This window comes from Micromonospora sp. NPDC051296, assembly GCF_040682255.1.
Classification (GTDB): Bacteria; Actinomycetota; Actinomycetes; order Mycobacteriales; family Micromonosporaceae; genus Micromonospora; species Micromonospora craterilacus.
The window spans coordinates 1-10,035 of sequence record NZ_JBFBAO010000268.1 but is presented as its reverse complement, the minus strand read 5'-3'; the positions used below and the strand labels follow the sequence as shown (position 1 = coordinate 10,035).

Here is a 10,035-nt window from a genome sequence, read left to right as displayed (position 1 = left end):
GGCAAGGGCAAGATCATGAAGCAGCAGGCCGGTCTGCGCCACAACCTGGAGAAGAAGGCCTCCACCCGTACCCGGCGGCTGACGGGCCTGGTCGAAGCGGCCAAGTCCGACGTCAAGCGCCTCAAGAAGCTGCTCGGCCGCTGACGCGCGCCACCTGAGTCCAAGAAGGAGTTGAGATGGCACGCGTCAAGCGGGCTGTGAACGCCCAGAAGAAGCGCCGTACCCTGCTGGAGACCGCGAGCGGCTACCGCGGTCAGCGCTCCCGGCTGTACCGCAAGGCCAAGGAGCAGGTGCTGCACTCGATGCAGTACGCCTACCGGGACCGTCGCGACCGCAAGGGCGACTTCCGGCAGCTGTGGATCCAGCGGATCAATGCGGGCGCCCGCGCCAACGGGATGACCTACAACCGCCTGATCCAGGGCCTGCGCCTGGCCGGCATCGAGGTCGACCGCAAGATCCTGGCCGACATGGCCGTCAACGACGCTCCCGCGTTCGCGGCGATCGTCGAGCTGGCCCGGGCCGCGGTGCAGGCCGAGGGCACCGGCGGCGCGGCGGCCCAGGCCGCCTGATCTCCGCACAGCGCAGCGAGGCGTCCCTCGACGACGGGGGGCGCCTCGCGCGTGTGTGGTGAGGACATCATGCCCTTCACGCCGCGTACGCCCAGGGTGGTCGCCGCCCGCCGGCTCCAGCGTCGCCGGGAGCGCGAGGCCACCGGCCGGTTCCTGGCCGAGGGGCCGCAGGCGGTCCGCGAGGCGCTGAGCCGCCCCCGCACCGTGGTGGAGCTGTTCGGCACCCCGGCCGGGCTCGGCCGGTACGCCGACCTCGCGGCGGCCGCCGCCGGTGACGACGTACCCGTCTCCGAGGTGACCGACGAGGCCATCGAGGCCCTCACCGAGACCGTCGCCCCGCAGGGCCTGGTCGCCGTCTGCCAGCACCTCGACGTGCCTCTGGCGGCGGCGCTGGCCCGCGGCCCCCGGCTGGTCGCGGTGCTCGCCGGGATCCGTGACCCGGGCAACGCCGGCACCGTGTTGCGCACCGCCGACGCGGCCGGCGCCGCCGCCGTGGTCTTCGCCGGCGACGCGGTCGATCCGTACAACGGCAAGTGCGTACGCGCCTCGGCCGGCAGCCTGTTCCACGTCGACGTGGTCCGCGAGCGCGACCCGGCGGCGGTGCTCGCCTCGGCGCGGGCCGCGGGGCTGGCGGTGCTCGCCGCGACCGGGTACGGCGCGGAGGATCTCGACGATCTGGCCGATGCCGGCCGGCTCGCCGCGCCCACCGCGTGGCTGTTCGGTTCCGAGGCCCACGGCCTGCCCGGTGAGCTGGCCGAGGCCGCCGACGCCCGGGTGCGGGTGCCGCTGCACGGGCGGGCCGAGAGCCTCAACCTGGCTGCGGCTGCTGCCGTCTGCCTGTACGCTTCAGCGAGAGCACAGCGCTGACTGCGTCATGCGCGCAGCACAAGCAAGACAGCACAAGGAGAGCGGCCCCCATGGAGAACGCGCCACGGCGTTCGTTTAGCCAGCCCGCCGGTGTCGGCGGGCGGCGGGTCTGACCTGCTTTCCACGCGACTCCCACCGGCGGGCTGCGGCACAGCCGCGCGTCCGTAGACTCGCTTCGCCGCCCGTGAGGGCCGGCGCCGCCGTGAGGGAGTGCCCGTACGCCATGAGCTATCGCAACGATCCGTACGACCCGAAGCAGGTCGCCCTGCTCGACCCGGCCGCCCTGGCCGAGGCCGTGACCGGGGCCGAGAAGGCGTTCGCCGCCGCCGGTGACCCCGACGCGCTGACCGCGGTACGCCCGGCGCACCTCGGCGACCGGGCCCCGGTCTCGCTGGCCCGCCGGGAGATCGGCGCGCTGCCGCCGGCCGCGAAGTCCGACGCCGGCAAGCGGGTCAACGAGGCCCGCCGCGCCATCGAGCAGGCGTACGCCGCCCGCACCGAGGTGCTGGAGCGGGAGCAGGCCGAGCGGGTGCTGGTCGAGGAGCGCGTCGACGTGACGCTGCCCTACGACCGCCGGCCGCGTGGCTCCCGGCACCCGATCACCGTGCAGATGGAGCAGATCAGCGACCTGTTCATCGGCATGGGCTACGAGGTGGCCGAGGGGCCCGAGGTCGAGCTGGAGTGGACCAACTTCGACGCGCTCAACATCCCCGCCGACCACCCCGCCCGTGGCCTGATGGACACCTTCCACATCGCACCGGCCGAGGAGTCGGGCCTCGTGCTGCGTACCCACACCTCGCCGGTGCAGGCGCGCACCATGCTCACCCGGCAGCCACCCATCTACGTGGTGGTGCCGGGGCGGGTCTACCGCACCGACGAGCTGGATGCCACCCACTCCCCGGTCTTCTACCAGGTCGAGGGCCTGGTGGTGGACAAGGGCATCACGATGGCGCATCTGCGCGGCACGCTCGACCACTTCGCCCGGGCGATGTTCGGCGAGGGCGCGAAGACCCGCTTCCGGCCGCACTACTTCCCGTTCACGGAGCCGTCGGCGGAGTTCGACGTGTGGTTCCCGGAGCACCGCAAGGGCCCGCAGTGGGTCGAGTGGGGCGGCTGCGGCATGGTCAACCCGCGGGTGCTGCGGGCCTGCGGCATCGACCCGGAGGTCTACTCCGGGTTCGCCTTCGGCATGGGCATCGACCGCACCGTCATGTTCCGGCACGGCGTGGGCGACATGCGGGATCTGGTCGAGGGCGACGTCCGGTTCACCCGGGCGTTCGGGCACGGGGCGTAGTGCGGGCGCGAGTTACGGAGACGGTGGTCTGAGTCATGCGAGTTTCTGTCAGTTGGCTGCGGGAGTACGTCGATCTCCCGGCCGACCTGCCCGTCGGAGAGCTGGAGCGGGCCCTGGTCGACCTCGGCATCGAGGTCGAGTCCATCGTGGACCTGTCCGCGACGATCACCGGGCAGCTGGTGGTCGGCGAGGTCCTGGAGATCGAGGAGCTGACCGGCTTCAAGAAGCCGATCCGGTTCTGCCGGGTGGACGTCGGCGCGGCCAACGGCACCGGCGAGCCGCAGGAGATCGTCTGCGGGGCGCGCAACTTCGCCCCGGGCGACCGGGTCGTGGTCATCCTGCCCGGCGGCGTGCTGCCGGGAGGCTTCGCCATCGGCGCCCGCAAGACGTACGGGCGCAACTCCAACGGCATGATCTGCTCCGCGAAGGAGCTGGGCCTGGGTGACGACCACTCGGGCATCATCGTGCTGCCCCCGGACACCCCGGCGAAGCCGGGCGACGACGCCCGGCCGGTCGTCGGTCTCGACGACGTCGTGGTCGAGGCGGAGATCACCCCCGACCGGGGGTACCAGATGAGCGTCCGCGGTCTGGCCCGGGAGCTGTCGCACACCCTGGCGGTGCCGTTCCGCGACCCGGGCCGGGTACCCGCGCCGGCCGGCACGGCCGCCCCGGCGTACCCGGTCGAGGTGCGCGACACCCTCGGCTGCGACCGGTTCGCCGCCCGGATGGTGCGCGGCGTCGACCCGGCGGCGCCGACGCCGAGCTGGATGCAGCAGCGGCTGACCGTCGCCGGCATCCGCAGCATCTCGCTGCCCGTCGACATCACCAACTACGTGATGCTCGAACTCGGCCAGCCGATGCACGCCTTCGACGCGGACCGGATCGCCGGGCCGCTGGTGGTCCGGCGGGCCGAACCGGGCGAGAAGCTGACCACCCTGGACGGGGTGACCCGGGTGCTCGCGCCGGAGGACATGGTCATCTGCGACGCCGGGCTGACGAACCCGCTCGCCGGCGAGGGCGACGGCGTGCCGATCTCGCTCGCCGCCGTGATGGGCGGCGAGACCAGCGAGGTCGTGCCGGGCACCGTCAACGTGCTCTTCGAGGCCGCGCACTGGGACCCGGCGATGGTCGGGCGCACCGCGCGCCGGCACAAGCTGTTCAGCGAGGCGGCGAAGCGCTGGGAGCGGGGCGTCGACCCGGCGCTGCCGCTGGTCGCGCTGGAGCGGGCGGTGCGGCTGCTGACCGAGCACGCCGGCGGCGCCGCCGGCGGCGAGGTGCTGGACATCGACCACGTCCGGCCGCGTACGCCGGTGACGATGCCGGTCGACCTGCCCAGCCGGCGGGTCGGGGTGGACTACCCGCCCGCGCGCGTGGTCGCCCTGCTGGAACAGGTCGGCTGCACCGTGGCCCGGGGCGCCGACCGGCTGGCCGAGGACCCGGGCGAGGTGGGTGTCGCCGCCGCCGTCGGCGAGGCGCTCACCGTCATCCCGCCGACCTGGCGGCCCGACCTGACCGATCCGGCCGACCTGGTCGAGGAGGTGGTCCGCCTCGACGGGTACGAGAAGGTGCCGTCGCTGCTGCCGACCGCGCCGCCCGGCCGGGGGCTGACCTGGCAGCAGCGGCGCAACCGGGCGGTGTCCCGCTCGCTGGCCGAGCGGGGATACGTCGAGGTCCTGGCGCACCCGTTCGTCGCCGCCGAGCTGGCCGACCAACTGGGTCTGCCCGCCGACGACCCGCGCCGCCAGGCGGTGCGGCTGGCCAACCCGCTGTCGGAGGAGGAGCCGCTGCTGCGCACCACGCTGCTCGGCCCGCTGCTGGGCATCGTGAAGCGCAACCTCGGCCGCGGTCTGCGCGACCTGGCCCTCTACGAGATCGGCACGGTTTTCCAGCCGCGTCCGGGCGCGGGCCGTCCGCCGGCGATGGGTGTCGACCGGCGACCCACCGACGCGGAGTTCGCCGCCGCCGACGCGGTGGTTCCGCACCAGCCCCGGCACGTCGCCGTCGTGTTGACCGGCGACGTCGAACCGGCCGGTTGGTGGGGTGCCGGGCGGCCGGCCGGCTGGGCCGACGCCATCGAGGCGGGCCGTGCGGTCCTCGCCGCCGCCGGGGTGCCCGACGGCCGGATCGAGGTGCGGGCCGCCGGGTACGCCCCCTGGCACCCCGGCCGCTGCGCCGAGCTGCTGGTCGACGGGTCGGTGGTCGGCCACGCCGGCGAGCTGCACCCGGCCGTCGTCGCGGCGCTGGAGCTGCCGAGGCGTACCAGCGCCATGGAGCTGGACCTGGACGCGCTGCCGGCGGCTCCGGTGGCGCCCGCGCCCACGGTTTCCGGTTTCCCGCCGGCGCTGATCGACGTGGCGCTGGTGGTGGACGACTCGGTTCCCGCTCATGAGGTGCGGCAGGCGCTCACCGAGGGCGCCGGTGAGCTGCTGGAGTCGGTGCGCCTGTTCGACGTGTACGCCTCGGAGCAGTTGGGCGCCGGGCGTAAGTCGCTGGCCTACAAGCTCACCTTCCGCGCGCAGGACCGGACGCTGACCGTCGAGGAGGCGGTGGCCGCCCGCGATGCCGCCGTGGCCCGGGCCGCGGAGCGCTTCGGCGCCACCCTCCGCGGCACCTGAGTTGTAAGGAAGGGCCCCTTCTTAACGCCTCGCGTATAGGAAGGGGCCCTTCTTAACACCGTCGGCGGGTGCCGGTGGTGATGGTCGGGGTGCGCTGAGTTACGGGTCGGCCGAAAGGTCGACACCGATGGCTGTTTGGTTACCCGCGGGTCATGTCCGAGCGGTTAGCCTGCTTGGATTCCGAGTGACATCGGGAACACACCCCCGCCACCCCCACGGGAGTCCACTCATGTCCGACGATCCACCCTCCACGGTCGACGTCTGCATCGTCGGTGGTTGTGGCCGGGTGGGCCTGCCACTGGGCATCGCCTTCGCCGCCCGCGGGCTCTCCGTCGTGCTGTACGACCTGAACGCCGACGCGGTTGCCACCGTCAATGCCGCCACGTTGCCCTTCGCCGAGCCCGGCGCGGCCGAGCCACTGGCCGAGGCGGTCGCCTCGGGCCGGCTGCGGGCCACCACCGACCCGGCCGCGGCCGGGGTGTCGGAGCATCTGGTGGTCGTGGTGGGCACCCCCGTCGACGAGCACCTCAACCCGGATCTCGGTGCGGTGCCGAGGGCCCTGGAGCGCTGTGCCGAGCACCTGCACGACGGGCAGCTGATCGTGCTGCGCAGCACCGTCTACCCGGGAGTGACCGCGCTGACCGAGAAGCTGCTGGCCGGCCGGGGACTGCACACCGACGTCGCCTTCTGCCCGGAGCGCATCGCCGAGGGCCACGCGATGACCGAGCTGTTCACGCTGCCGCAGATCGTCGCCGCGCGGACGCCGGAGGCGCAGGCCCGGGCGGAGAAGCTGTTCCGGCATCTGACCGACCGGATCGTTCCGCTCCAGCCCGAGGAGGCGGAGCTGGCGAAGTTGTTCACCAACACCTGGCGGTACATCAAGTTCGCCACCGCCAACCAGTTCTGGATGATGGCCAACGACTTCGGGCTGGACTTCGCCCGGATCCGGCACGCGGTGGCCTACGACTACCCGCGCGCCGCGGACCTGCCGATGCCCGGGTTCGCCGCCGGGCCGTGCCTGTTCAAGGACACCATGCAGCTGGCCGCGTTCAACCGGAACAACTTCGTCCTCGGCCACTCGGCGATGCTGATCAACGAGGGGCTGCCGCTGTACCTGGTGTCCCGCCTGGAGGACCGGTTCGACCTGGCCGCCTCGACGGTGGGCATCCTCGGCATGGCCTTCAAGGGCGGCAGTGACGATCCGCGGGAGAGCCTGGCGTACAAGCTGCGCAAGATCCTGGCGTTGAAGACCCGGGAGACGCTGTGCACCGACCCGTACGTGACCGACGAGCGTTTCGTCGGTCTCGACGAGGTGCTGCGTCGGGCGGACCTGCTGGTCATCGCCGCCCCGCACGAGCAGTACGCCCACCTGGACACCGACAAGCCGGTGATCGACATGTGGGGGCTGACCGGACAGGGGGTGCGGGTGTGAACCCTCGGGTCTCGGTGATCGTGCCGGTGTACGACGAGGGCGAGGCGATCGTCCGCTGTCTGGAGCGGATGCTGCGGGAGTTGCTCCTTCCCGCCGAGGTGCTCATCGTGCACGACATGCCGGAGGACACCACGGTCCCGTACGTCGAGCAGATCGCGCGCACCGACCCGCGGGTGCGGGCGATGCTCAACACCTACGGCCGGGGGCCGGCCAATGCGATCCGGTTCGGGATCGACGCGGCGCTGGCGCCGGTCGTGGTGGTGACGATGGCCGACGGTTGCGACGATCCCCGGCAGATCGACGAGCTGGCCCGGCTGGTGGATCGGGGCGTGGTGGTGGCTGCCGCCTCCCGGTACATGCCGGGCGGCCAGCAGGTCGGTGGGCCGAGGCTGAAGCGGCTGCTGTCGCGGTGGGCGGGCCGCAGCCTCTACACCCTGGCCCGGGTGGGCACCCGGGACGCCACCAACAGCTTCAAGGCGTACGACACGGCGTTCGTCCGCCAGGTGGGCATCGAGTCGCGGACCGGGTTCGAGATCGGGCTGGAGCTGACCGCGAAGGCCACCCGGCTGCGGCTGCCGGTGGCCGAGATCCCGACCATCTGGTTGGACCGGCCGCTCGGCGAGTCCCACTTCGACCTGGGTCGCTTCCTCCCCGGCTACCTGCGCTGGTACCTGTTCGCCTACGGTCGACGGCTGAGCGCGGCGAAGCTGGCCGCCCGGGCGAGGCCGGCGGCCGTGCCGGCCCCGCGGGGCAGCACCGAGTACGAGACGACCGCTTAGGAGCGCAGGTGGCGAAGGTCCTGGTAACTGGTTCGGCCGGCTTCATCGGCGGCTACCTCGTCTCGGAGTTGTTGGACCGCGGCCACGAGGTGGTCGGCGTCGACAACTTCTCCAAGTACGGCCCGGTCACCCACAGCTACGACGACCATCCGCGGTTCCGGTTCGTCGAGGGTGACGCCCGCGACGGCGACCTGCTGACCGAGCTGCTCGACGGCTGCGACCACTTGGTCGCCGGGGCGGCGATGATCGGTGGGATCTCCTACTTCCACGCGTACGCCTACGACCTGCTCGCCACGAACGAGCGGATCATGGCGGCCACCTGCGACGCGGCGATCCGGGCGCACCGGGACGGCCGGCTGGCCAAGGTGACCTACCTGTCCTCCTCGATGGTGTACGAGTCCACCGAGCACTGGCCGAGCCGGGAGGGTGATGAGCGGCGTATCCCGCCGCCGCTGTCGTCGTACGGCTTCCAGAAGCTGGCCGTGGAGTACTACGCCCGGGCCGCCTGGGAGCAGTACCAGTTGCCGTACACGATCGTGCGGCCGTTCAACTGCGTGGGCGTGGGGGAGGGGCGCGCGCTGGGTCAGGCCGAGGTGCTCTCCGGCAACGTGAAGCTGGCCATGTCGCACGTGGTGCCCGACCTGGTGCAGAAGATCGTCAAGGGGCAGGACCCGCTGCACATCCTCGGCGAGGGCAACCAGGTGCGGCACTACACCTACGGCGGTGACCTGGCCCGGGGGATCGCGCTGGCGATCGAGCACCCGGCGGCGCGCAACGACGACTTCAACCTCTCCACCGCCCAGTCGACCACGGTCCTGGAGTTGGCCGAACTGATCTGGCACAAGATCAAGGGCGCGGGCGTGCCGTTCCGGTACGTCAGTGACGAGCCGTTCCAGTACGACGTGCAGAAGCGGGTACCGGACACCATGAAGGCCGGCGAGGTGCTCGGCTTCACCGCCACCACCTCGCTGGACGAGATGCTCGACGAGGTCATCCCCTGGGTCGCCCGGGCGGTGGCGGAGGGCCGCCTCTGACCGGGTCCGCCCCGGTCGCCGGGTGTCACCCGTCCGGCCCCCGCCGGCAGCAGTAGCGGCCCGCGTCGTCATCGCGACGCGGGCCGATTGCCGTGCGGGCGGGTGAGCCACCGGGGAGCGATGTTATTGCCATGCAGTCGATTGCATGAACTTGCGGACGGATCTCCCCGCTGCTAGCCTTCGTTGCATAGTCATACGGAGGTGAGCATGGGAATTCGGGTCGCGGTTGCCGGGGCGAGCGGCTACGCCGGCGGTGAGCTGCTGCGCCTGCTGGCCGGGCACCCCGAGTTCGACCTGGTGGCCGCCACCGCGCACCGCCAGGCCGGGCAGCCCCTGGATGCGGTCCACCCCCAGCTCACCGGGCTGGACCTGGTGCTCGCCGAGACCGACCCGGGCCTGCTGGCCGAGGCTGACCTGGTCTTCCTGGCCCTGCCGCACGGCGAGTCCGCCGCCATCGCGGCGCAGTTGCCCGCCACCGTCCGGGTCGTCGACCTCGGCGCGGACCACCGGCTCGTCGACGGCGACGCCTGGGCCGGCTACTACGGCGGCCCGCACGCCGGCGCCTGGACCTACGGCCTGCCTGAGCTGCCCGGCCAGCGGGAGCGGATCGCGGCCGCGACCCGGGTCGCCAACACCGGCTGCTACGCCGCGACGATCATCCTCGCGCTCGCCCCGCTGATCGCCGCCGGTGCCGCCCAACCGGCCGACGTGGTGGTCGTCGCCGCGTCCGGCACCTCGGGCGCCGGCCGGGCCGCCAAGCCCCACCTGCTGGCCAGCGAGGTGATGGGCGACCTGTCGCCGTACCGGGTCGGCGCCCACCAGCACGTCCCGGAGATCAAGCAGGCGACCGGCGCGACCGGGCTGTCGTTCACCCCGGTGCTCGCGCCGATGCCGCGCGGCATCCTGGCCACGGTGACGGCGTTGCCGGCGCGCGAGGTCGACCCGCGAACGGTGCTGGCCGAGGCGTACGCGGACGACCCGTTCGTGCACCTGCTGCCCGAGGGCCGGTGGCCGCACACCGCCGCCACCCTCGGCGGCAACTCCTGCCACCTGCAGGCCACCGTCGACACCGACTCCGGCCGGCTGATCGTGGTCGCTGCCCTGGACAACCTCGGCAAGGGCGCCGCCGGCCAGGCGGTGCAGAACGCCAACCTGATGTTCGGCCTGCCCGAGACCACGGGCCTGTCCACCTGGGGAGTGACCCCATGACCGTCACCACGCCCCGGGGCTTCCGGGCGGCCGGAGTGGCCGCCGGCCTCAAGACCAGCGGCGCGCCCGACGTGGCCCTCGTCGTCAACGACGGCCCCGACGCCGGGGTCGCCGGGGTCTTCACCAGCAACCGGGTCAAGGCGGCCCTGACTTCGTCGGAGGACGTTGTGGCAGAGGCGATACGCGCGTGGGGTGCGCCGGGGGGCGACGTACCCATGCGACGATCCGCGCCGGTC

At 72.7% G+C, this 10,035-nt stretch carries 9 protein-coding genes and 1 pseudogene; all 10 read left to right on the top strand.

The features are described from left to right. Window positions 1–144, top strand: a 144-nt coding sequence (locus AB0M52_RS24305) for a bL35 family ribosomal protein (RefSeq protein WP_363957831.1), incomplete at its 5' end; no start/stop codon positions are given. Between the two features lie 32 nt (window positions 145–176). Next, window positions 177–569: a 50S ribosomal protein L20 gene (gene rplT, locus AB0M52_RS24300; RefSeq protein WP_111212974.1), complete on the top strand. Its 393-nt coding sequence runs from the start codon at window positions 177–179 to the stop codon at window positions 567–569. A 69-nt stretch (window positions 570–638) separates the two neighbouring features. Beyond that, the gene (locus tag AB0M52_RS24295; RefSeq protein WP_363957828.1) at window positions 639–1,436 is read left to right on the top strand and encodes an RNA methyltransferase; all 798 of its coding nucleotides are present in this window, start codon (window positions 639–641) and stop codon (window positions 1,434–1,436) included. 223 nt (window positions 1,437–1,659) lie between these two features. Then, window positions 1,660–2,730, top strand: coding sequence for a phenylalanine--tRNA ligase subunit alpha (gene pheS / locus AB0M52_RS24290; protein ID WP_363957825.1), 1,071 nt, complete (start codon window positions 1,660–1,662; stop codon window positions 2,728–2,730). A 35-nt stretch (window positions 2,731–2,765) separates the two neighbouring features. Further along, window positions 2,766–5,345: a phenylalanine--tRNA ligase subunit beta gene (gene pheT, locus AB0M52_RS24285; RefSeq protein WP_363957823.1), complete on the top strand. Its 2,580-nt coding sequence runs from the start codon at window positions 2,766–2,768 to the stop codon at window positions 5,343–5,345. Between the two features lie 229 nt (window positions 5,346–5,574). Next, the gene (locus AB0M52_RS24280; RefSeq protein ID WP_363957820.1) at window positions 5,575–6,777 is read left to right on the top strand and encodes a nucleotide sugar dehydrogenase; all 1,203 of its coding nucleotides are present in this window, start codon (window positions 5,575–5,577) and stop codon (window positions 6,775–6,777) included. Next, complete coding sequence (locus AB0M52_RS24275; protein WP_363957817.1) at window positions 6,774–7,556, top strand: glycosyltransferase family 2 protein; 783 nt, start codon at window positions 6,774–6,776, stop codon at window positions 7,554–7,556. The genes AB0M52_RS24280 and AB0M52_RS24275 overlap by 4 nt, the downstream gene beginning before the upstream one ends. Before the next feature lie 8 nt (window positions 7,557–7,564). Beyond that, window positions 7,565–8,590 carry an NAD-dependent epimerase/dehydratase family protein gene (locus tag AB0M52_RS24270; RefSeq protein WP_363957814.1) on the top strand — a complete coding sequence of 342 codons (1,026 nt, stop codon included), beginning with the start codon at window positions 7,565–7,567 and terminating at the stop codon, window positions 8,588–8,590. 207 nt (window positions 8,591–8,797) lie between these two features. Then, a complete protein-coding gene (gene argC, locus AB0M52_RS24265) occupies window positions 8,798–9,799 on the top strand; it encodes an N-acetyl-gamma-glutamyl-phosphate reductase (protein WP_363957811.1) in 1,002 nt (333 codons plus the stop codon). Next, window positions 9,796–10,035: pseudogene (locus AB0M52_RS24260) on the top strand (hypothetical protein); the annotation flags it as partial. The gene argC and the pseudogene AB0M52_RS24260, both read left to right, overlap by 4 nt.